Annotated in this window: 19 protein-coding genes; 10 read left to right on the plus strand and 9 right to left on the minus strand. The window is 68.0% G+C overall.

The features are described from left to right. Positions 1-23: 23 nt before the first annotated feature. The gene (locus H4Q84_RS21395) at positions 24-1,472 is read right to left on the minus strand and encodes an MFS transporter (RefSeq protein WP_248581084.1); all 1,449 of its coding nucleotides are present in this window, start codon (positions 1,470-1,472) and stop codon (positions 24-26) included. 167 nt (positions 1,473-1,639) lie between these two features. Between H4Q84_RS21395 and H4Q84_RS21400 the strand changes: the two genes are divergently transcribed. From H4Q84_RS21400 to H4Q84_RS21415, 4 genes are read left to right on the plus strand one after another with little or no spacing between them, the layout of a single operon-like run. Continuing rightward, positions 1,640-1,951: a metal-sensitive transcriptional regulator gene (locus H4Q84_RS21400; protein WP_248581085.1), complete on the plus strand. Its 312-nt coding sequence runs from the start codon at positions 1,640-1,642 to the stop codon at positions 1,949-1,951. A gap of 31 nt (positions 1,952-1,982) precedes the next feature. Further along, the gene (locus tag H4Q84_RS21405; protein ID WP_248581086.1) at positions 1,983-2,189 is read left to right on the plus strand and encodes a cation transporter; all 207 of its coding nucleotides are present in this window, start codon (positions 1,983-1,985) and stop codon (positions 2,187-2,189) included. Then, entirely contained in the window at positions 2,186-3,151 is a 966-nt protein-coding gene (locus tag H4Q84_RS21410) for a hypothetical protein (RefSeq protein WP_248581087.1), read from the plus strand. The genes H4Q84_RS21405 and H4Q84_RS21410 overlap by 4 nt, the downstream gene beginning before the upstream one ends. 36 nt (positions 3,152-3,187) lie before the next feature. Then, complete coding sequence (locus tag H4Q84_RS21415; RefSeq protein WP_248581088.1) at positions 3,188-5,530, plus strand: heavy metal translocating P-type ATPase; 2,343 nt, start codon at positions 3,188-3,190, stop codon at positions 5,528-5,530. Positions 5,531-5,805: 275 nt separating this feature from the next. On the opposite strand, the gene H4Q84_RS21420 is transcribed toward H4Q84_RS21415, so the two are convergent. Both H4Q84_RS21420 and H4Q84_RS21425 read right to left on the minus strand, forming a co-directional pair. Next, positions 5,806-6,333: a DUF2269 domain-containing protein gene (locus H4Q84_RS21420; protein WP_248581089.1), complete on the minus strand. Its 528-nt coding sequence runs from the start codon at positions 6,331-6,333 to the stop codon at positions 5,806-5,808. Continuing rightward, positions 6,330-6,512 carry a hypothetical protein gene (locus tag H4Q84_RS21425; RefSeq protein ID WP_248581090.1) on the minus strand — a complete coding sequence of 61 codons (183 nt, stop codon included), beginning with the start codon at positions 6,510-6,512 and terminating at the stop codon, positions 6,330-6,332. Before H4Q84_RS21425 ends, H4Q84_RS21420 begins: the two co-directional genes overlap by 4 nt. Positions 6,513-6,618: 106 nt before the next feature. Here H4Q84_RS21425 and H4Q84_RS21430 point away from each other — a divergent pair, with 106 nt between their 5' ends. Continuing rightward, positions 6,619-7,191, plus strand: coding sequence for a TetR/AcrR family transcriptional regulator (locus H4Q84_RS21430; protein WP_248581091.1), 573 nt, complete (start codon positions 6,619-6,621; stop codon positions 7,189-7,191). A gap of 1,081 nt (positions 7,192-8,272) precedes the next feature. Here the strand turns inward: H4Q84_RS21430 and H4Q84_RS21435 are convergent. Together H4Q84_RS21435 and H4Q84_RS21440 are read right to left on the minus strand one after the other, a co-directional pair. Continuing rightward, entirely contained in the window at positions 8,273-9,136 is an 864-nt protein-coding gene (locus H4Q84_RS21435; protein WP_349238385.1) for a F510_1955 family glycosylhydrolase, read from the minus strand. Positions 9,137-9,142: 6 nt separating this feature from the next. Next, positions 9,143-9,295 carry a hypothetical protein gene (locus H4Q84_RS21440; protein WP_248581093.1) on the minus strand — a complete coding sequence of 51 codons (153 nt, stop codon included), beginning with the start codon at positions 9,293-9,295 and terminating at the stop codon, positions 9,143-9,145. Between the two features lie 929 nt (positions 9,296-10,224). Between H4Q84_RS21440 and H4Q84_RS21445 the strand changes: the two genes are divergently transcribed. From H4Q84_RS21445 to H4Q84_RS21460, 5 genes are all read left to right on the plus strand, one after another. Next, positions 10,225-12,603 carry a heavy metal translocating P-type ATPase gene (locus H4Q84_RS21445; RefSeq protein WP_282580287.1) on the plus strand — a complete coding sequence of 793 codons (2,379 nt, stop codon included), beginning with the start codon at positions 10,225-10,227 and terminating at the stop codon, positions 12,601-12,603. A gap of 227 nt (positions 12,604-12,830) precedes the next feature. Continuing rightward, a complete protein-coding gene (locus H4Q84_RS21450) occupies positions 12,831-13,292 on the plus strand; it encodes a hypothetical protein (protein WP_248581094.1) in 462 nt (153 codons plus the stop codon). Positions 13,293-13,371: 79 nt separating this feature from the next. Beyond that, the gene (locus tag H4Q84_RS21455; protein ID WP_248581095.1) at positions 13,372-13,989 is read left to right on the plus strand and encodes a DUF305 domain-containing protein; all 618 of its coding nucleotides are present in this window, start codon (positions 13,372-13,374) and stop codon (positions 13,987-13,989) included. Between the two features lie 414 nt (positions 13,990-14,403). Further along, complete coding sequence (locus H4Q84_RS23275) at positions 14,404-14,538, plus strand: hypothetical protein (protein WP_282580288.1); 135 nt, start codon at positions 14,404-14,406, stop codon at positions 14,536-14,538. Beyond that, the gene (locus tag H4Q84_RS21460) at positions 14,538-14,945 is read left to right on the plus strand and encodes an arginine deiminase-related protein (protein WP_248583703.1); all 408 of its coding nucleotides are present in this window, start codon (positions 14,538-14,540) and stop codon (positions 14,943-14,945) included. The genes H4Q84_RS23275 and H4Q84_RS21460 overlap by 1 nt, the downstream gene beginning before the upstream one ends. Positions 14,946-15,198: 253 nt before the next feature. Here the strand turns inward: H4Q84_RS21460 and H4Q84_RS21465 are convergent, their stop codons facing one another. The 4 genes from H4Q84_RS21465 to H4Q84_RS21480 all read right to left on the minus strand — a co-directional run bounded on the left by H4Q84_RS21465 (position 15,199) and on the right by H4Q84_RS21480 (position 21,337). Next, the gene (locus H4Q84_RS21465) at positions 15,199-15,771 is read right to left on the minus strand and encodes a tetratricopeptide repeat protein (protein ID WP_248581096.1); all 573 of its coding nucleotides are present in this window, start codon (positions 15,769-15,771) and stop codon (positions 15,199-15,201) included. 242 nt (positions 15,772-16,013) lie between these two features. Further along, positions 16,014-18,179: a hypothetical protein gene (locus tag H4Q84_RS21470; RefSeq protein WP_282580289.1), complete on the minus strand. Its 2,166-nt coding sequence runs from the start codon at positions 18,177-18,179 to the stop codon at positions 16,014-16,016. Between the two features lie 1,208 nt (positions 18,180-19,387). Further along, complete coding sequence (locus tag H4Q84_RS21475; RefSeq protein ID WP_248581097.1) at positions 19,388-20,788, minus strand: HAMP domain-containing sensor histidine kinase; 1,401 nt, start codon at positions 20,786-20,788, stop codon at positions 19,388-19,390. A 6-nt stretch (positions 20,789-20,794) separates the two neighbouring features. Beyond that, positions 20,795-21,337, minus strand: coding sequence for a heme NO-binding domain-containing protein (locus H4Q84_RS21480; RefSeq protein WP_248581098.1), 543 nt, complete (start codon positions 21,335-21,337; stop codon positions 20,795-20,797). Between the last annotated feature and the right edge of the window lie 21 nt (positions 21,338-21,358).

The raw sequence follows: 21,358 nt of genomic DNA on the forward strand, positions 1-21,358 counted from the left end.
GCTGGCACGGAGGGCTGTGGCGTTCAGGCGGCGTTGGCGTCGACTGCAGTGGTGGTGTGAGTCGGGTCCGCGGGCGGAGCTCCGCGCAGGAACGCGGCTGCGGCGGCTGCGCCCAGGAGGGCGATGACGGCAGCTCCGATGAAGGCTGCGGAGAAGCCGTTGGTGAGAGCGGTGGGGTCGCTGATCCGATCAGCTCCCTGGCTTGCGGCGATCGCGGTCATCACAGCCAGACCGAGGGCTGAGCCGACCTGGTAGCTGGTGTTGACGATGCCTGATGCGAGGCCGCCCTCCTCGGGGCGCGCAGACGAGATCGCCGTACCGAGGGAGGGGATGAACGCCAGCGACATGCCGAGCGCGGCCACCAGTGACGCCGGCAGCACGTCGCCGGCGAACGAACCGTCGGGACTGACTTGGGCCAGCCAGCCCATGCCCACGGCGAGGATGACCAGGCCCGAGACGGTGGTGGTCCTGGGTCCGTACCTGGCCATCACGCGCGGTGCCAGGACGACCATGCCGATCATGATCAGCAGTGTCATCGGAAGCAGGGCGGCCCCGCTGGGGAAGGCTGAGTAGCCGAGCACCTGCTGGAGGTAGAGGTTCAGGAAGAACCACATCGGGATCCAGGCGGCACCGAGCAGCAGCTGTACGACGTTGGCCGCACCCAGGTTGGGCGTGCGGAAGATCCGCAACGGGACCAACGGGTGCTGGCGCCGGGCCTGGAGGAGGACGAACGCTGCCAGCAGTACGGCGGCGGCACCCAGCACGAGCCACGTCTGGGCGCCGTCCCAACCGACTTCGGGGGCTCGGACGGTCGCGTAGACAGCTGCGCCGAGGCCTGCGGTGACCGCAGCCGCACCTGCCACGTCGACGCGGGAGCGAGATCCCGCTCCGCCGAGCGGCATCAGGGCCGGTGTCACGGCGAGCAGCACGAGTGCGATCGGGATATTGATGTAGAACACCCAGGGCCAGGAGGCGTACTCGGTGATCACGCCGCCGAGGAACACGCCGGCCGTACCTCCCGCTGGCGCCGCAGCGCCGTAGAAGGCGAACGCCTTCATCAGCTCGCGCGGGTTGTGCCCGAACAGCATCATCAGCAGCGTCAGGGCCGAGGGTGCGATCAGCGCGGATCCCGCGCCTTGCACGGCGCGACCTATGAGCTCGACCTCGACGTTGCCGGCTGCGCCAGCGATCGCGGAGCCGGCGAGCAGGACGACCCAGCCGAGACTGAACATCCGCCGAGCGCCGAACAGGTCGGCCAGCTTGCCCCCGAGCAGCAGCAGGCCTCCCAGCGCGACGACGTAGGCGTTGAAGACCCAGGACAGGTTCTCCTGGGAGAAGCCGAGATCGGCCTGCATCTGCGGCAGTGCCACGCCGATGATCGAGGTGTCCATGATGACCATGAACTGGGCTGCGGCGATCGCCGCGAGCCCGAGCCACCGCCGTGAGGCGGGAGGCACAGAGGGACTGGACATGGTGAGTCTCCTTCGGGTTGTCCGTTCTCAGGTCCGCAAGTGCGGACCAGACGACTTGATGAATACCATAGGGGGGTATAGTATTCCCAAGCAAGAGAAACTCGGAATAAATACCGGAGGGGGGTACGTTGAACTCACCAGTCACCGAACACACAGGAGGAACCGGGATGAGCAGCAACGAGACCGCCGCGCACCACCAGCACGGCTACATCCACGCGAAGGACGACTACCTCAAGCGGCTGCGCCGCATCGAGGGTCAGGCGCGTGGCCTGCAACGGATGGTCGAGGAGGAGCAGTACTGCATCGACATCCTCACGCAGGTCTCGGCGATGACGAAGGCGTTGCAGTCGGTCGCCCTGGGCCTGCTCGACGAGCACATGGCCCACTGCGTGGTCGATGCCGCCCGAGAAGGCGGCTCCGAGGCCGAGATCAAGCTCAAGGAAGCCTCCGACGCCATCGCCCGGCTCGTCCGGTCCTGACCAGATCCACACAGAGAGAGGAACCATCACCATGAGCGAGACCCGTACCTACGCCGTCACCGGCATGACGTGCGGCCACTGCGTCGCCTCGGTCACCGAGGAGGTCCAGGAGATCCCCGGCGTCGAGAAGGTCGACATCGTCCTCGACACCGGTGCCGTGACCGTCACCAGCAGCCAGACTCTCGACGACGCAGCCGTCAAGGCAGCCGTCGAAGAGGCCGGATACCAGCTCGCATGAGCACGCCGGTCCGGGTCTTCGGGTTCCTGCTCGCCCTCGCCGCAGCGTTCGGCATCGCACTCGGGGTCGGCAACGCCGTCGGCCCCTTCGAGACCAATGACGAGCCGGCTGCTCACGACGGTGGCCACGCCGAAGGCCACGACCCCGACCAGTCCAGCACGACACCCGCCGCTGACATCCCAGGAGGACTGATGGTTTCGCAGGACGGCTTCACCCTGGAGCTGCAGAAGACGCGGGCGGAGCCCGGGTCGGACGTGGCCGTGGCCTTCACGATCACCGGACCGGACGGGGCCCCCGTTACGGCGTACGACGTGGAGCACGACAAGCAGCTGCACCTGATCGCCGTACGGCGCGACTTCACCGGGTTCCAGCACGTCCACCCGGAGCTCGCCCCCGATGGCACCTGGGGGATCGACCTCGACCTCACGCCGGGTGCCTGGCGGCTCTTCGCCGACTTCAAGGCGACCGGGGCCGAGGCGCTCACCCTGGGCGCCGACCTCGAGGTGAGCGGCGACCACCAGCCGGCGGCACCGGCGGTCGAGACCCGAACTGCGAGCGTCGACGGCTACGAGGTGACCCTTGACGGGGAGCTCGCACCGGGCACCGACGCAAAGCTCAAGGTCACTGTGAGCAAGGACGGTCGTCCCGTCACTGACCTGCAGCCCTACCTCGACGCCTACGGGCACCTGGTCGCTCTGCGTGAGGGCGATCTGGCCTACCTGCATGTCCACCCCGACGGCACGCCCGGGGACGGCGCCACCGAGGCCGGGCCGGACGTCGTCTTCTACGCCACGGTCCCGAGCGCCGGCGGATACCGGCTCTACCTCGACTTCAAGCACCGCGGCGTGGTCCGAACAGCCGCATTCGCCATCGACACTGCCGGAACCACCCCGGCCGCGAACGACGAGCCGGTCGACGTCCCGACCGAGGCGCCGGCCGACGACGGCCATGCCGACCACTGACCCACCACGACCCATTCCAGAGCACAGGAGGACACCATGAGTTCGGTGACCGAACCAGTCACCCCCGCCACCAGCGCGATCGAGTTGGAGATCAGCGGGATGACGTGCGCCTCCTGCGCCAACCGGATCGAGCGCAAGCTCAACAAGCTCGACGGCGTGGTGGCCACCGTGAACTACGCCACGGAGAAGGCGAAGGTCACCTACCCGGAGGGCCTGGCACCCGAGGACCTCGTCAGCACGGTGCAGGCGGCGGGCTACGACGCCGCGCTTCCCCGTGGTCGCGACGAGCCCGGACCCGGTGAGGGTGCCGGCGCGGCCGACCCGACCCGTTCGCTGCGGGAACGCCTGCGGGTCTCGGCCGTGCTGACGGTGCCCGTGATCGCCATGGCGATGGTGCCCGCGCTCCAGTTCGACTACTGGCAGTGGCTCTCGCTCACGCTCGCGGCCCCGGTGGTCGTGTGGGGTGCCTGGCCCTTCCACAAGGCGGCTTGGGTCAACCTCCGGCACGGCACGTCGACGATGGACACGCTGATCTCGATGGGCACGCTGGCCGCGCTCGGCTGGTCGCTCTACGCGCTCTTCTGGGGTACGGCGGGCACGCCCGGCATGACGCACCCGTTCGAGCTCACGGTCCAGCGCACCGACGGCGCGGGCAACATCTACCTCGAGGCCGCCGCCGGGGTGACGACGTTCATCCTGGCCGGGCGCTACTTCGAGGCCCGCTCCAAGCGCCAGGCCGGAGCGGCCCTGCGCGCGCTGCTCGAGCTCGGCGCCAAGGAGGTCGCCGTGCTGCGCGACGGCGTCGAGACGCGCATCCCCACGGACCAGCTCGCGACCGGCGACCTGTTCGTGGTGCGCCCCGGCGAGAAGATCGCGACCGACGGGGTGATCGAGGAGGGCACTTCTGCGGTCGACGCGTCGATGCTCACCGGGGAGTCCGTCCCGGTTGAGGTCGCTGTCGGCGACTCCGTTGTCGGCGCGACGGTCAACGCCGGCGGACGTCTTCTCATCCGGGCGACCCGGATCGGATCCGACACGCAGCTAGCGCAGATGGCCAGGCTTGTCGAGGACGCCCAGAACGGCAAGGCAGAGGTCCAGCGGCTCGCCGACCGGATCTCCGGCATCTTCGTGCCGATCGTCATCGCCCTCGCAGCGGCCACATTCGGGTTCTGGATCGGTGCCGGCGAAGGCCTGCCGGCAGCGTTCACGGCGACCGTCGCCGTACTGATCATCGCCTGCCCGTGCGCCCTGGGCCTGGCCACGCCGACCGCGCTGATGGTCGGCACCGGCCGCGGCGCCCAGCTCGGCATCCTCATCAAGGGCCCAGAGGTGCTCGAGTCGACCCGTCGCGTCGACACGATCGTGCTCGACAAGACGGGTACCGTCACCACCGGCCAGATGACCCTTCGTGACGTGGTCGCCGGCCATGGCGAGGACGTCGACGAGGTGCTCCGGCTCGCCGGTGCGATCGAAGACGCCTCCGAGCACCCCATCGCCCGCGCTGTCGCCGACGGTGCCCGGGCGCGGACCGGCCAGCTGCCAGCCGTGGAGGACTTCACCAACATCGATGGTCTCGGTGTCCAGGGCGTCGTCGTCGACGGTGAGTCCAGCCACGCCGTCCTCGTGGGACGCCCACGGCTCCTCGAAGAGTGGTCACAACACCTACCGGACGACCTCGCACGGGCATTGACCGAGGCACAGGCCACCGGCGGTACGGCCGTCGCCGTCGGCTGGGACGGCAAGGCGCGCGGCGTGGTGGTCGTCGCCGACGCGGTGAAACCCACCTCTGCCGAGGCGATCACGAGGTTCCGGACATTGGGGCTGACCCCCATACTGCTGACCGGAGACAACGCCACCGTCGCACGTGCGGTCGCCGACGAGGTCGGCATCGCGCCCGACGCCGTCATCGCCGACGTCCTCCCGGCCGACAAGGTGGACGTGGTCAAACGACTGCAGGGAGAGGGCAAGGTCGTCGCCATGGTCGGCGACGGCGTCAACGACGCTGCCGCCCTCGCCCAGGCCGACCTCGGCCTGGCCATGGGCACCGGCACCGATGTAGCCATCGAGGCCAGCGACCTCACCCTGGTCCGCGGCGACCTCCGCGTGGCCGCCGACGCGATCCGACTTTCACGCCGGACCCTGTCGACCATCAGGGGCAACCTGTTCTGGGCGTTCGCCTACAACGTCGCCGCCCTACCCCTGGCCGCCGCCGGGCTGCTCAACCCGATGCTCGCCGGAGCCGCGATGGCGTTCTCCTCGGTCTTCGTGGTCTCCAACAGCCTGCGACTGCGAGGGTTCAAGGCGCAAGCAACTGGTACTGACCCGGCCGAGGTCCCTACACGGCCGAAGTCGGCACCGCTCGAACCGGCAGGGCGCTGACGTCGGCCACCGCGGTCGGCGCCGTGGGCCAAACGACCACGCCAGTGCCGCAGCAAGCCCCCAGGCACAGGCCGAGCAGTGGTTCCGAGTTCGGCCCGGTGCTCTGTCAGAGCCCCGCAGATTCGGAGCTGCCTCGACGTCGGGTGCATGGCCCGGACTCGGAAGGGCCTGCGTGTCGCGAAGAAGCCCATCAACGCACCGACGAGTACCAGCCCATCGGACCCGAATAGTCGTGGCCTGCAAACGTGCGGAGGCTCAGGGGCATTGCCACGAGTCTAGGCAAGGTGTTCCACGCGGCGGGTGCTCTGTTCCCGCTGCCGGCGCCATCCGTAGCGGGTCAGTCCTCGCGGCTTGTAGACGTTGAGCGCGAGGATCACGAGGAGCAAGACCAAACCGGTCGCCGAATGGAACACGTCGCTGCCCTGCTGTTCGAGGCCGGCCGCGTCCGCCCGAGAGGCCTGCGACTGGAGGTCGCTCACGTCCGGCATGTGGAGGACCAGGACCGCCGTCCCAGCCAGGGTCAGCGTCAACGAGAGGACAACCCAGTAGTGCCGAAGCAACCCCCAGGCGCTGCCGAGGGACATCACCACGCCGGTCAGCACCGTTGCAATTGCGAGCGGCACCAGGACCCACCACCCGATCAGCTCCATGCCGACCCACGCAGAACGGATGAGCTCAGGATCCGTGCTCCGCGCAGCGGCGATTGCGAGTGCGAGGTAGGCCACGGCGGCACCGACCCATCCGACCGACACGGTCAGGTGGATTGCCAGTGCCAGCTTGCGGGCCGGAGGGCTCAGGGTCACCGCCGTTGGCCTTCGAGCTGGCCGAGGTCACCGGTTCCCTGAGTGTGACGCCCCGGACCGTGCTTCCCGCCGCCCAGCACCATCGCCACGACCAGGACCAACAGCGCGATCGCGGCCACCACGGCTAGTACGACGAGCCAACGCGGCCGTTCGTGCCGCGGCGTGTGCTCCGATGTCATTTCGATCTCCTCATGGCTCCAAACGTGTGGACCGCCACCGTACGAGACAAGATGTCCGGATACAAGACACCGTGTCATAGAAGCAGACGATGTGTATGATCTAGGCGTGCCCAAACTTTGGAACCAGACGATCGCCGCGCACCGCGCCGACGTTCGCCAGGCGATCCTCGACTCCACATGGGAGCTCGTGGAAGGCCACGGGGTGCTGGCGGTGACGATGTCGAGCGTCGCCCAGGCGACTGGAATCGGCCGAGCCACGCTGTACAAGTACTTCCCGAACGTAGAAGCGATCCTCGAGGCGCATCATCACCAGCACGTCACCGATCACCTCGAACGCCTCCAAGGGGTCGCGGAAGGGCCAGGCGCACCGAAGGAGCGTCTTGAGTCCGCTCTCTCCGCGTACGCGATGATCTGCCACCACCGCGAGCAACACGGCACACGCGAGCTGTCGGCACTGCTCCATCGAGGCGCGCAGGTGGTCGAGGCCGAACGGCAGGTCGAGCAACTGTTCTCGAACTTGCTCGGTGAGGTGATCGAGACCGATGCGATCCGAAACGATGTCTCCGCCGACGAGCTCGCTCGATACTGCCTGCACGCGCTCACCGCCGCAGGCACCCTCCGCTCCGCCGCAGCAGTAAATAGGCTCGTCGCGGTCACCATGGCAGGTCTCCGGGCGTAAACGGCCAGCTGTGGCCCCGGTAGGTCTTGGACATCCTCCTCACCGAACGACAATGTAGGACTCACGTGGCCTGTGTTCTCCGTTGCAACACCATGACCGTCATGCCCGCAGAAGCCTGACCGTGGGCGATCGACGGCGATGCCATCCTCAACGGAGGTCTTGGCGATCGTCGCCCTGCTCGGGACCGATACCAGGACCTACTGACCCTCGGCAGTCGGGCGGGGGAGCCGGGGTGGCGAAGGGTCACATCCGCGCGCCTCCCGAGCCGTCTCGCCACGCGAGCGCCGTAACCTCGAGGGGCCCGGCAGTCGGGGATTAAGTCCCACAGCCTTGGCAACGATCCCAGCATGATCCCAACTAGCTGAGCGTCGCGCCGGAGTCCCGGAATGTCCATCCCGAGCCAGCAGTCGTTGGCCTCGGCGTCAGCGGAGCACTCAACTGGTTCGCGCCGATTCAGCTGGTGCTTGCGATCGGGTCGTTGGGACTGTCGGCTACGCCGTGTGGGCTCGACGACGTACCGTGCACGCATGCCGGGTCTCGGCGAATCCGCCAACGATAGATGAACACGAATCGGGGCTGGAGTGATGCGAGGCAGAGTGGTCGGACTGGTCTTCGCTGCACTGCTGCTTGCCGTAGGCGTGTGGTTGACGATCCAGGGGCTCGGGTGGGGTAGCGGTCGCGCAACCTCAAGGTCGTGGGCGACGATGGGCCCAATTTTGGCGGGTTTTGGCGTTGCGCTCGTCGTGGTGATGTTCCCGAAGAAGCGCTGATGATTCACCGCGTCTCGGATCGCCCCAGGTTCGCCAGATGCGTCCCTGGCCGAAGCCGGGTTCAAGACTTCGTCGACCTCGCGGTCCGGGGTACCCATGCGTCGGAGTTGCGGCGCGGAGGTCGCGAGCGCACCGATCTCGCCCAGCGGTGCCAGTGACCCGGCCCGAGCGGCTTACGTCAAGGTGAGTAGTCGGGGCGGCTACACCGGCAACTCTGTCCCGTGCACGATGGGCTCCCTTCGGCCAGCGCCACGAGGCGGCGCGGAGGCACTGGGCGGTCAAAGGTGCGGGCTGGACATCTGGGCGTCGGCTCATGAGGGATCACCTGCCAGCACCAGCCGCCAGGTCTCGCCATCGTTCGTGGACTCGTACACCCCGCTTTCGGTGGCGGCATGCCATTGGCCGACGACCGCGTCCAGTGCTTCTGCCGGCCCGTCGAGTTGCCCGGCCGGACGCCACGCCTCCGTGTCGTCGCTGAGCATGACCGTTCCGTCGGGGGCAATGCCCACGAACGGCCCACCGGGCTGCCAATCGATGCCCGTCAACACAGGCGCACCCACGACCGGCACGGGATTGCTCCCATCCTTGGAGACCACCAGGACACCCCGATCGGTAGTCGCGTACACGGTGTGGGCCTCAGCGGGGTTGGCGGCGAGGTCGTAGAGGGGTTGCTGCGTGATCGTGTCCCAGGTGACCTTGTCATCGCTCACCAGCAGGGCTCCGGAGCGGGCTTCATAGGCGTAGATGCGGTCACCAACAGCTTCGATGGCATGGAAGTCGGCGTCGCCTTGCAACGACAGGGACTCCCATGTTTTTGCGCCGTCGGTCGACTCGATGAGGCCCAGGCTGGAGGGCAAGTCTTCGCTCAGGTCGGGGTGCCCGCTGCCGAGGAAGTGGCCCGGCCCCACGATGGCGAACCCCATGGTGTCCTGCCAGCGGTTCGCTATCCGCTCACGTGTGCCGTTCTCGGCGACCCGGAAGACTCCGAGGTGAGAGGCGACGTACAGCGTGCCGTCGCCGGGGTCGACCCCCACTCCGTGCACGTGACCCAGGGGGTCCTCAGTGGATCCCCCAGGTGTGGGCGAATCCCCGGAGCACGCGGAGAGGGCCATCAGGGCCAGGAGGATGGTCGCTACGGTCGTATGGCGCAACATGGTCATTCTGTTCCTGTTCATCGGATGTCAAGCGAGGAAGACGGTCGCGTGGCGTCGGGTGAGCCACTCGAGGACTGGGTAGCCGGCGATGAGTCCGAGAACGATCCCGATCTGCATGGGAAACCAGGACGAGCTCTCCCTGGCCGGAGGCATGTACTCGTTGAAGTGCAGAAGCAGCATCAATCCCCATACCGACGTCGAAGGCCAAGACCGTCAGGACGGCTGCGACCGCCAACGGGCATGACAGCCGCGCGAACGGAGACGTTCGGTCGCAGGTGGGGTGAGCTCAGAAAGTCTCTGAGCGACCTGTCACACCCGCCACGTGCACAACGACACAGGGGACAGCAGGAACCAGCCTCGCCACGTTCGGTGAAGCCGTTGTATCCGAAGGGTTTCTGTAGGCCTGGGCAGCAGAACGAAGGAACGGCGCCGGCGCGTGAGCTGCAGTCCAAGCAGGGTCAGTGGAGCCACCGCGGCCAACGAGCACGCCGTCTCTGTGTCGGAGGCGCACACCCCGTCGCACATGCCCTCCATCAGCGCGGGCGCCGCCGCAGTGACCGGCGTGGGGTCTCCCTCGACCGTGTTGATCGCGACTGACATGGGTTCCGTGTTCACTGGGGGCGCCTCAGTGGGGCTCCCGAACACGAACATCGCACACATCAGGCTCAGCCCAAGCGACACGGCGCCCAACAGGGCGTGCCGCAACCAGGGGACATTCCTGGCCGCGACGGACTCGAACACGCCTAGACCTTAACCGAGGACCCGGAGAGGAGGGCCCTGCGCCTTGAGAGGCTGGGCCACGTCCCGGGCGGTGCGGGACTTTGTGCTCTGCTCACGGGACAGCTGCCCGGCCAGAGTGGCGGAGGACGGGAAGGTCTCGTCGTGTGCAGCAAAGAGGTCGGCATGAACAAGCGCAAGTACCCGGCGTACGGGATCATGATCGTGGCTGGCGTGACGCGTACGGTGTGGCGGGGATGCCTTCGGTGTTCCTGCTGCTTCTCCTATGCCCGCTCATGATGTTCGTCATGATGTGGGCGCACATCACGAATGGGCCTCGCGGGGGCGCCTCCACCTTGTGACTACTTACCCCCAGGGGGTATTGTCAGGATATGAGCAGTCAACCAGGCCAGCGCGACACTCCCAGCCAGCTGACCGTGAAGGACCCGGTGTGCGGCATGGACGTCGACCCGGCGGTGGGCGGACATACGGCTGTGCATGACGGCGAGACATTCCACTTCTGCTCGGCCGGCTGCCGGGCGAAGTTCGTTGCCGACCCGCAGCAGTACACGGGGCACGGCGACGACCACGCGCACGGAGAGTCTGCTGAGGTTCCGCTGGAGGGGGAGGTGGCCGAGTACACCTGCCCGATGCACCCCGAGATCCGTCAGCCCGGACCCGGTTCGTGCCCCATCTGCGGCATGGCCCTCGAGCCGGTCCTGGTCACCGCCGACGCGGGCCCCAACGCGGAGCTGGTCGACATGTCCCGCCGGTTCTGGATTGGTCTCGTGCTGGCAGTCCCGGTCTTCGTTCTCGAGATGGGTACCCACCTCTTCGACGGCATCCATGAGGTCATCTCGCCCACGGCAACCACCTGGGTCCAGGCCGTGCTCGCCACCCCGGTCGTCCTGTGGGCAGGGTGGCCCTTCTTCGTGCGTGGCTGGGCGTCGGTTCGGACGCGGAACCTGAACATGTTCACGCTGATCGCGATGGGCACGGGCGTGGCCTGGCTCTACTCCGTGATCGCCACCGTCGCCCCGGGCATCTTCCCCGACTCGTTCCGTGAGAGCGATGGCATGAGCGCCGGCACCGTCGACGTCTACTTCGAGGCCGCCGCCGTCATCACGGTCCTCGTCCTGCTCGGCCAGGTCCTCGAACTGCGGGCCCGCGAGCAGACCTCGGGTGCGATCCGGGCGCTGCTTGACCTGACCCCGAAGACCGCCCGTCGGGTCAATGCTGACGGCACCGAGACCGAGGTCGCCCTCGATGAGGTACAGCTCGGTGAGCGGCTGCGCGTCCGGCCCGGCGAGAAGGTCCCCGTCGACGGCATCGTCGAAGAGGGACGTTCCTCACTCGATGAGTCTCTCGTGACCGGGGAGTCGATGCCGGTCACCAAGACGACCGGTGACACCGTCATCGGCGGAACCATCAACCAGACCGGTTCCCTGGTCATGGTCGCCGACAAGGTCGGCCGCGACACGATGCTGGCCCGTATCGTCGCTATGGTCGCTGAAGCTCAGCGCTCCCGGGCGCCTATCCAGGGGATGGCCGACCGCGTAGCCGGAGTGTTCGTGCCGGTGGTCATCGGCATCGCCGTGATCGCGTTCATTGTGTGGGCACTCGTCGGGCCCGACCCACGGCTGGCGCACGGCCTCATCGTCGCCGTCGCGGTGCTGATCATCGCCTGCCCATGTGCGCTCGGGCTCGCCACGCCGGTCTCGATCATGGTCGGGGTCGGCCGTGGAGCCGGGATGGGTGTCTTGATCAAGAACGCTGAGGCGCTCGAGCGGATGGAGAAGGTCACCACACTCGTCGTGGACAAGACCGGCACGCTGACCGAAGGCCGCCCCTCGGTCACCCAGATCGTCCCCGCCGCCACGAGCGGGCAGGCGTTCGAGGCGGACGAGTTACTGCGACTGGCCGCCGGAGTCGAACGGGCCTCTGAGCACCCCCTCGCCCAGGCCATCGTCACCGCTGCCCAGGAGAAGAACCTGACGATCCCCCCGGTCGCCGACTTCGACTCCCCAGTGGGCCGCGGAGTCATCGGCGTCGTGGACGGCCACACGGTGACGTTGGGAAGCGCCGACTTCCTCACCAGCCAGGGCATGGACCCAGCTCCGCTGACCGCGGCGGCGGACCGCCTTCGTGGCGACGGCGCGACTGCCATCTTCATCGGAGTCAATGGGCAGGTGGCGGGCATCTTCGCCATCGCCGACCCCGTCAAGTCCACCACCCCAGAGGCTGTGAAGGCCCTGCGCGACGATGGCATCGAGGTCGTCATGCTCACCGGGGACAACCGCGTCACCGCCGAAGCCGTCGCCCGCACACTTGGCATCGACCAGGTCGAAGCCGAAGTCCTGCCCGACCACAAGGCCGATGTCGTCCAGAGGCTCCGCGCCGAAGGCAAAGTCGTAGCCATGGCAGGCGACGGTGTGAACGACGCTCCCGCACTGGCTGCCGCCGACGTCGGACTAGCGATGGGGTCCGGCACCGACGTGGCGATGGAGTCCGCTGGCATCACGCTGCTCAACGGCGATCTCACCGGCATCGTGAAGGCCCGGCAACTCTCGGCCGCGACCATGTCGAACATCCGGCAGAACCTCGTGTTCGCGTTCATCTACAACGTGGCCGGCATCCCCATCGCAGCCGGTGTTCTCTACCCGTTCTTCGGGGTCCTCCTCTCACCGATCATCGCCGCCGCAGCCATGGCGCTGTCCTCGGTCAGTGTCATCAGCAACGCCCTGCGACTGCGCGCCCAGAACCTCGGCTGACACCGTGAGCCACCCATCGACCGGCGTCGCCTGCGCTGCGTATACCGGGCCCGGAATGGGATGGGCAGCAGGGTGGGTGGCGGGTTGGGCCGCCGGCTGGGCCGCGACGCGCCTAGCCGACGCGGCACTCGTCATGCTGGCGGACCTGGTCGCTATCCCACCAGCCGGCAACAGTCCTGCGTCTCGACTATTCCGGGCGTGCCTACACGCATCCGTACGATGAAGTCGTGAACGCGATGCGTCCGACCATCAGCACAGTGGGCAACGTTCTGCCTGCCCTGCTGGGTGCTGTCGTCGTGTCGATCGTCCTGGGCATCGTCGGGATGCACGCACTGAACACTCACGGCGTCATGAGTAACGCCGACCACGCCGTCATGACCGGCGAGGCCTCGGAGCATGTCGCGGGGCAGATGGCCGTCACCGACGAAGCAGCGACATCCGTGCCCGGCGCTGCTGCCGCCACACCGGCTGGAGGTGCCGGTCACGGCCTGGGTGACATGGTGATGCTCTGCGTCGCCATGCTCGCCGCCGCAGCAGGAATACTCCTTCTCCTGCTGGCCGGGCTGCGTCGCATCCCACGAACGTGGGCGCATCTACCCGCCGCCCCGACCACGGTGCCTCAGTGGTTCGTGGCCCGTCTCGGGGCCGGGCCACCACCGGAATGGGAGTTCTCCGTCACCAGGTGCTGACAGGCAGCCCGCCGCCCCCACCACGGGGCGCGGCGCCCGGCAATTCCATCAGCACCCCACTGACAACAGGAGAACTCTCATGCGCAACACCCGGACCACCCGCGCCCTCGGCGCGCTCACCCTCGGTCTCGCCCTCACCGTGACCGCCTGCGGATCCGACGACACCGACACCGCCCCGCAGGTCTCCACGACCGAGCACAACGATGCCGACGTGGCATTCGCGACCGACATGCTCCAGCACCACGCCCAGGCCCTCTCGATGGTCGATCTGACCCTCGACCGGCCCCTCGACCCCGAGGTGCAGCAACTGGCCGAACAGATCCGGGACGCACAGGCCCCCGAGATCGAAACGTTCACCGATTGGCTCACCGACTGGGACGAAGAGATCCCCGAGACGATGCGCGACCACTCCAACGCCGGCCACGACATGGGCGAAATGAGTGACTCGATGGAAGGCATGGACTCCGACATGCCCGGCATGATGTCGGCCGATGACATGACCCACCTCGAGGACGCACCCGACGCCGAGTTCCAGACCGCGTGGTTGGAGATGATGACCGAACACCACGAAGGTGCCGTCCAGATGGCGAGGTCCGAGACCGAAGACGGCCAGTACAAGCCCGCAATCGACCTGGCCGAAGACATCATCACCTCGCAGTCCGCAGAGATCGAGACCATGAAGGGGCTGCTCGGCTAACCCGTTCAACTCACTCGGGACAGCAGTGGGTGGTCCGGGCCGGCTGGTGCGGACCATCCGATCGTCGCGGATGCTGGCACGGGGGTCGGCCGCGGGAGTGTCGGAGCCGACACTGTGAGCGTATTGAGCGACCTTGGCCAAGCGGGAGTCCCGCTCAGGCTTCCCGGTATAGGACGCCTTTTGACCACTCTCCGCGCACGAGCAGGGTCGAAACGACCACATCTACTCCAAATGGCCCGGGGTCCAGTTGACGGTGTCAGCGATGCGACTCGCGGCATCGGTCCAGGTCGGGGGCTGTTTCAAGAGCGGCGTCGAGAGCCCCTCAGCTACATCAGATCAGCGGGCCGAAGGCCATGTCTGAGTCCTCGTAAGAGGAGGAAAGCATGGCCCATCCTGATCCGTGCGGAATGATTCATGCCCAATCCCGCCACAGCGGCCGACAACGCGTTCCAGCGCGATGTCCCGGAGGAGCAGTCCGACGACGCGTCGTCGGCCAAGGCCTTGGCCGAGACGACGGCGTCGCTGGAGCTCTCCGGGACGCGGGCGTGATGGTCCACGTCTTCGAGGACGAGGACCACACCCGCCCGGACAGCGTCTTGCTGAACAACTGGCTCTCGACCCACGCGTGCGGCAACATCGCGGTCTACGCGATGTATGCCTCCAAGCGGCGCCATGAGCGTCGCGCCGACGTGCTGGAGCTGCTCAAGTCCCAGTACCGGGTCCAGACCAACGTGGACTACACCGGCCTCGAACCCGATGGCATCTTTCTCGAGGGCACCGGCGCGATGGTCATCGATCACGTCTCGCGGGTCGCCTACACCGCACGAAGCCACCGGGCCGACCCCCACGTCCTCGAGCGGTTCTGCGCCGACTTCGGCTACGAGCCGATGGCCTTTGAGGCGGTCGACTCCGAGGGCGTGCAGCAGCGTCGGCACCAGATCGTGGCCCACCCTTGACGACCTCGGGGACGTCGATGCGGGTGTCGAGCTTGTCCACCGAGATTGCGATGTGCGGCGTCTTGTCCTTGATGGAGAAGTCGTCGATCACCCACCAGGTCGGGTAGGCCAACTCCCAGGTCTTCCTCACCAACGCCGAACGAGCAGCCGCCCCTTGTTTCTTGGCTCGAGTCCTACACACTCGACGACGCATGCCGCACTCGGTGGACTTCCCCCGACCAGACGTCGTCACCACTCTAATGGCCGGGCAGATCTAGCCGGCGGCCTTGGGGTCCTTCAGATCGGGGTTCAGGCCGATGGCTCGAAGTACGGCCTCGTCGCCCGACCGCTGCTGACCTGCGGCTCGGAGGAGCAGACCCAGGTTCAACCAGGCCGCAGCGTCCTTGGGGTTGACCGCCACCGCCTGCTGGTAAAGGTCGATTGATTCCTGCGGGTCGCGGCTGGTGCGCAGGATGGCGAGGTTGAAGAGTGCCGGCTCGTAGGCAGGATCGGTCTTCAGCGCCGCGCGGTACTTCTGCTCGGCGAGCCCATAGTTGCCCGACGCCTCGTCGATGAGCGCGAGGTTGTAGAACGCGAACTTGTTCTTCGGGTCGTACTTCAGCGTCTTGTCGTAGTTGGACGCCGCCGTGGTGAGGTCCCCCGAGGCGTGTGCCTTGAGCCCGGCGTCGAGAGCCGTCGCGGCCTTCTTGGCATCGGGGGCAGGGGTTGCCGAGGTGCTGGGCTCGTCTGCCCCGGCGCACGCGGTGGCGCCGAGCGCCAACACCGCCGTTACGGAGAGCGCGCGCGCGAAGCGGCTGCATCGGCCGGAGGGGTGAATGCCGTTCATCGGGTGCCCCGAATCTGTGAGTGCGTGATGAGAACGTGCATGGCTGGTGTACAACAACACGGGCCACGCCGAGAAGCGCTCATCGGGCGGGACAGGTGTCTGGTCGTGACGTCGGGACCCGGTGGGCGCGCCTCGTCCTCGAGAGTAGCCACGGGGATGCGGTCTCGAAGTCGAATGGCACGATCCCGGGCCGGAGGAACGGGCCCGCCAAGAATCTGGCGGGCCCGCTTCTACAGCTTCGATCAGTTAGCGCACACGACGTACACCGTGTAGTTGCTGTTGCCCGAGCCGACCACGCGCCAGCCGTTCGGCGTCTGACCGCCTGTTGCGAACGCGGTGCCGACCGCAGGAGCCGAGGCCGAGATGCTGGTCCCGGAGGTGAGGTTGTATCCACCGCCCATCGCAATCCTCCCGACCGCACAGGTTGCGCTCGTGCCAGCCGCGCCTGAACCATTCACGGTCACGACGGTGGCAGCTGCGATGCCGCCACCGGTTTGACCGGTGTCGCCCTTGTCGCCCTTGACACCCTGCGGACCCGCCGGACCTGTGGCACCGACTGCACCGGTGTCACCCTTCGGACCAGCCACCGTAGAGGCAGCTCCTGTAGCACCGGTAGGTCCTGCCGGGCCTGTCGCGCCGGTGTCACCCTTCGGACCAGCCACCGTAGAGGCAGCGCCGGTAGCTCCGGTAGCTCCGGTGTCACCCTTCGCACCAGTTGCCCCCGCGGGACCTGCCGGACCTGCCGGACCTGCCGGACCTGCCTGGCCCTCGGGTCCAATTGGACCGGTTGCACCAGTTGCACCAGTTGCACCAGCGGTTCCGGTTCCGTCAGCACCAGCAGCGCCTGTAGCACCCGTTGCGCCGGTAGCACCCTGCGGACCCTGCGGCCCGACGGCACCTGCTTCGCCCTGGGGACCAGCGGCCCCAACGGCTCCGTCGAGACCGTTCGTGCCGTTGGTGCCGTTCGTGCCAGCGGCTCCTGCCGGACCCGCCGGACCCGCCGGACCCTGAGGACCAGCGGCCCCAACGGCTCCGTCGAGACCGTTCGTCCCGTTGGTGCCAGCAGCGCCGGTAGCACCGGTGTCACCCTTGTCGCCCTTGGCTCCATCGACGCCGTTCGTGCCGTCGACCCCGTTGGTGCCGTTGTTGCCGGCAGCTCCGGTGTCGCCCTTCGCGCCCGCTGCCCCGTCGGTGCCGTTGGTGCCGGCAGCTCCGGTGTCACCGGTGTCTCCCTTGGCGCCTTGGGGGCCGACGGCGCCGGTCTGGCCCTGTACGCCGGTCGCACCGGTCGCACCGGTCGCGCCCGTGTCGCCCTTCGCGCCCGCTGCCCCGTCGGTGCCGTTGGTGCCGTTGGTGCCGGCAGCTCCGGTGTCACCGGTGTCTCCCTTGGCGCCTTGGGGGCCGACGGCGCCGGTCTGGCCCTGTACGCCGGTCGCACCGGTCGCGCCCGTGTCGCCGGTGTCGCCCTTCGCGCCCGTTGCCCCGTTGGTGCCGGCAGCTCCGGTGTCACCGGTGTCTCCCTTGGCGCCCTGCGGGCCCTGGGGGCCGACGGCGCCGGTCTGGCCGGTCGCACCGGTCGCACCGGTCGCGCCCGTGTCGCCGGTGTCGCCCTTCGCGCCCGTTGCCCCGTCGGTGCCGTTGGTGCCGGCAGCTCCGGTGTCACCGGTGTCTCCCTTGGCGCCCTGCGGGCCCTGGGGGCCGACGGCGCCGGTCTGGCCCGTCGCACCGGTCGCACCGGTCGCACCGGTCGCACCGGTCGCACCGGTCGCGCCCGTGTCGCCCTTCGCGCCCGTTGCCCCGTCGGTGCCGTTGGTGCCGTTGGTGCCGGCAGCTCCGGTGTCTCCCTTGGCGCCCGTTGCCCCGTTGGTGCCGTTGGTGCCGTTGGTGCCGTTGGTGCCGGCAGCTCCGGTGTCTCCCTTGGCGCCCGTTGCCCCGTTGGTGCCGTTGGTGCCGTTGGTGCCGGCAGCTCCGGTGTCTCCCTTCGCGCCCGTTGCCCCGTCGGTGCCGTCGGTGCCGTTGGTGCCGGCAGCTCCGGTGTCTCCCTTGGCGCCCTGCGGTCCCCGTGGCCCGGCGGCGCCGGTCTCGCCCTGTGCGCCAGTCGCACCCGTCGCGCCGTTGGTGCCGTTGAGGCCAGCAGCGCCGGTTGCACCAGTTGCCCCGGTTGCTCCTGCGGGACCAGTCGCGCCGGTGGCCCCCGTGGCCCCCGTGGCTCCCGCCGGCCCGGTGGCGCCCGTGGCGCCGGTGTTGCCCTTGAGGCCCTGGATCCCCTGGATGCCTTGAGGTCCTTGCGGACCCATCTGGCCCGCTCGGTTCCAGTCGATCAGGGTCTCGCCGCCCTTGCAGCGGGCTTTGGCCGCATCGATGATGCGGACGGCGCCGTCGGACTTGGCGAAGCACGCGCTGATCACGCCGTCACTGGCGGGAATCGCTGCCTGCGCGCCGCTAATGGTGCCGAGCAGCAATATGGAGGTGGCACCTCCGAGCACGAGCTTGGTTCCAGGACGCGGAGTGCCGCCCACTTTCGGATGCTTGGTATTTGACACTGGCCGCAGCCCCCCTGTGGGATGAAAGCGACGGGTTGGTCTCTGCTCCACGCCAGGCCAAAAGGCGACCATGTCGCCCGGCGGATCCGCTCGCTACGACCGTGTCGGTCGATGCGCGAGACGCTAACCGGACAAGCACCCAGGACCGACCGTTTCGGCTTCCTATCACCCAATTGCGGTAGGTGGGTATCCACGGCAGTGCCAACCGGTGGTCAATCCCTTTACATATAGGCGCAATAGGTGACCAGTGACGGAAGCACATGTGGCTTAGGAAATCAGGTCAGCCGGTCAGCTGCCTGTCTCTGTAAAAGCCGCCATCACCTGCTCGGCAGACGCAGCAGCTGGATCGGCGCCTCCGGCCACGCGGCCGTGGACCGGCCCGGACCAGAAGTCAGCGTGGACGTCGACGCCAGCGAGGCTCTTCGGAAGGCGGCCCGGCCGATGCATCTAGTTGTACACGGCCGGCGGGTTCATGGCTGATCGGGTGGTGGCCTCAGATGGCTGAGTGACGTCGTCCAAGGTCGGAGAACTCCAGTTAGGGCTCCATCGCTGCGGTCGTTGCGTCGTTGCTGAGGAAGACCTGCCGGTGGGCCCACTCGACGTGCAGGGTGCGGCTGTGCCCCTGCGCGACTGCTGCACGGGTTGCCCGACGAGCTCCACGATGCCGCCCGCGTGCTCGGCTACGTGACGCCGTGCATCGAGGTGACGGGTCCGCGCGGATCGAGTGGAGCCCGAGCACGTTTTAGACCTCGATGTCGACATCCTTGGCGGCCGCGGCCGGTCGGAGGGCCTCCGCACAGTCGCGCACGAGCCGCCCCGGGGGACCAGGGTCGTGTCCGGCTTCGCCCCCGCTGCGTCGTACGCCGAGAAGATGAGGCTGCCGACCAGGTGCTCGACACGGTCATGAACGGCGCGTCGCCGCGACATGAACGGCCGGACGTGAGTCAGGATCGTCGGACCCCCGTCGGCACCTCGACTCACGCCGGGTTCGTGGGCGTGTCCTGAGGTTTGACGGGCATGCAAACTGCACGAACTCAATCGTTCCCGCCTAGGCAGGGACCATGACCACCGGATCAGTCAGGGGGCCGCGGCGGCAGGCTCACGGTGACCGTCGTGCCCTTGCCCTCTTCGGAGACCAGGTCCACGGTGCCACCGTGCAGCTCGACGATCGTCTTGGCGAGCGCCAGGCCGAGGCCGGTGCCCGGCACCTCGGCCTGCGTGGACAGGCTCGAGCGGAAGAACCGCGTGAAGACCTGGTGCTGCTCCGCGGCAGGAATGCCGATGCCCGTGTCTGTGACGTCGACGACCACACCGTCGCGGTCGTTGGCGAGGCAGATGCTGATCAGGCCGCCCGCCGGGGTGAACTTCACGGCGTTGGACATCAGGTTGAGCATGGCGCGTTCGAGCTGGGCCCGGTCGCCGCGGATCGAGTGGAGGCCGAGCACGTTGTGGACCTCGATGTCGACATCCTTGGCGGCCGCGGCCGGCCGGAGGGACTCCGCGCAGTCGCGCACGAGCCGGCCGGGGGGAACCAGGGTGGTGTCCAGCTTCGCCCCCGCCCCGTCGTACGCCGAGAACATCAGGAGGTCCTCGACGAGTCGTCGCAGGCGAGCGGCGTTTCGGCTGACGACGCCGATCGCATGCCCGAGCTCGTCGCTGAGCGGGCCGAACTCCCCGTCGGTCACCATCTCGAGGTAGCCGCTGATGCTGGCCAGCGGAGTCCGGAGCTCGTGCGACACGTTGGAGACGAAGGCGTCCTTGGCGCGGTCGATCTCCTCCAGTCGCCGGACCCGGCGGTCCCGGTTGTGGGCCTGGACCTGGACGAGGTTGAGCCCGAGCTCGTGGGCCACACCTTCGCAGATCGTCAGCTCTGCGTCGGTCCAGTCGCGGGGCGTGACCGACATGGGCACGACAGCACCCACCAGGCGCGGGCCGAGCCACATCGGCACGAGGGCCATGGCCCGCACACCCAGCGCCCGGCCCACTAACGGCGCCTCCACGTCGAGGTCGTGGATCCGGATGCTGCCACCGGTCGGTGCCCGCTGAGCGACGAGCCGTTGCACGGTGGCGCCGTAGCCGTCGGCCGAGAGCGAGGGTTCCGGCTCGGACGAGACCACGGACCAGTCGGTGACAGTCGGTTGGGGGTCGGCGACGTACACCAGGCACCGGTCGGCCCCGAGCGAGCGGGCGGTGGCCGTGGCGGTGCGGTCCCGGAGCCCCGCGATCGTCGGCTCCAGTCGCAGCTCCCGGCCGAGCTCGTGGACGACCTTGGCGCGTTCGAGGTTCACCAGCAGCTCCTGCTGCACGTTGCGAAGCTCCTGGATGGTCTGGTAGAGGTCGCCGGTGGCGCGCTCACCGATGTCTTCGGCTTCCGACCGGCGCGCGCGCTCGCGGGCGAGCTGCCGCTTGAGCAGCGCGATCTCGGCTGCCGGGTCAGGGCCGCCAGAAGGTGGTGGAAGCTGCCGCATCGACATGCCGGCTCACGCCGCGAGGAACCGTGCGTCGAAGACGCAGTGGTCGGCGCCGTCGAGCATGCACTCGGTCTCGGTCAGCAAGGCACGCTCTCCGAAGTACGTCGAGGCGCCGATGATCATCCCCACTGCGAGTGCACAGAGCTGTCGCTCGGGGCGATAGTGGACAACCAGGCCGTCGAGGCCGACCTGCTCGAACCAGAAGTCGGGCGGGTTCGCGTCGCCGTGCAGCTTGCGCACCTCGGGGTGGATGATCTCGTTCAGGGTGAGCAGGAACGGGCGCGTGGAGTCGAAGGGCTCGAAGTAGACCGGATAGCGACGGGCCAACCCGAGCAGGGCGGCCGCGCCGAGTGTGTGGGTGAGGGCAACGGGTGTGACCCCGAGCTCCTGGGCGCCGGCGTCGATCAGTGCAGTGAGGTCGGTGAAGGTGTAGTTGCCGAGCGTCGTGTATGCACCGTCGAGCCCGGCAGTGGCCAGCACGGAGTCCCACACAGCTTCCCCGTGGCTGGTCGTGATTGCCTCTTCGACCAGGTTGAAAATGATGCCCTTCATGGACGATCCGTTCCCCCGTGA

Origin of the sequence: Nocardioides sp. InS609-2, from assembly GCF_023208195.1 — a bacterium.
Classification (GTDB): Bacteria; Actinomycetota; Actinomycetes; order Propionibacteriales; family Nocardioidaceae; genus Nocardioides.